Here is a 1,374-nt window from a genome sequence, read left to right on the forward strand (position 1 = left end):
ACTTACTCAAGTTTTCCCCTCTTCATGTACTACATTTTGTCGTGCGGAATGTAGGGTACAAGGATATTTTACCGAATCATTAATAATTAATAATTATTAATTATTAATGATTCAGGTTAAAAGCTTCCCCTTTTAAGGAGAAAAAGCGGTCGAGAGATGGCGAGGTTTCCCGCTCTTACAGAGCCGCTCCGCTAACGCCATATCCAATCGACCAAGAGAAAAATAATCTTGAATTTCCTTATATTCAATCAAGTGCGGTTTTAAGCAGAGGTAATTATCAATTATCCATTATCAATTATCCATTAATAAAAAAAGTTTTATGAACCGACTAATAGTCCATAGGGAAGGGGAGGGTTTTCTTGATCGTCGCCAGTTTCAAACCAGTATTGCATATGAGCTTCGACAAACTCCTCACGACTAATAAAACCTGACTTATCTGAGTCAATACTATCAAAAGCTTGGTTAGCATGGTCAGGTTGCTCTACTCCAGTGTATATTGCTAGGTACTTTCGGTACTCTTCACGAGATATTTGCCCAGAATGATCGGTGTCAATGATATCGAAAAAAATTTCGTTTTTACGTCTACCTACTTCAAGTACTGATGATTCAGCTGATGATACCATCTTTGCAACTTTAGCGATTAAATCTTCCTCAGTAATTTGAGTATTATCATCAACTGATTCTCCTCCAGCCATAAAACTCTGAAACAGAGAACGACACATTTTGCGAATTTCTTCATCCTTTGATGAATCATTTTGAAGTTGAATTAAACGATTGGCAATTTCTTCATAGTCGGAGAGGGTTAAAACCCCATTTTTATCGACGTCCATAAGTTTGAAGTAGGTCTTCATTTTAGTACGCCAAACACTGGATGACAAAAACTTTTCTAGGGACATTTTTACTGATAAATAAAGAAAACTATATGAATGAACTTTTTGATCTTATCATTATAGAGAACGAAGAAAAATATTAAAATTTTTCTAGCTACCGATATACAAAACTCCAATAATAGAATCTCAAGAATTATCTCCTATGAAACTTCAAGGTATAGCAATTTTGCTTTTAGCTAGTTAGTAGGAAGATAAAGAGAAATGAATAATACATTCCTCAGAAAGGAAAGAGAGGTTAAGAGAACAAAAACAGACTGTTAGTAGAAATCTCAACCTCACTAATAAATAGATACTTTTGGGCAAAACCTTTAGTCAATAAGGATATTAATTATATTTCATCTAAAAATATAATTTACGCAGAAAGTTTAGGTTTCCATTGCTTACCGAATTATTAATTGTTAATTAAATAATTGTGGTTTAAAGCCTCCTCTTGGATAGGGGAAAAAGCGGTTGAGGGATGGCGAGGTTTCCCGCTCTTAACAGA

The 1,374-nt window shown here is 34.5% G+C and carries 1 protein-coding gene; it reads right to left on the bottom strand.

What is annotated here, in order from left to right; all coding sequences use genetic code 11:
* Window positions 1-317: 317 nt before the first annotated feature.
* On the bottom strand, window positions 318-830 hold the full coding sequence (locus tag ACP6PL_RS03125) for an EF-hand domain-containing protein (RefSeq protein ID WP_426542452.1): 513 nt from the start codon (window positions 828-830) through the stop codon (window positions 318-320).
* Between the last annotated feature and the right edge of the window lie 544 nt (window positions 831-1,374).

Source organism: Dapis purpurea BLCC-M126 (genome assembly GCF_050015975.1).
GTDB lineage: Bacteria > Cyanobacteriota > Cyanobacteriia > Cyanobacteriales > Microcoleaceae > Trichodesmium.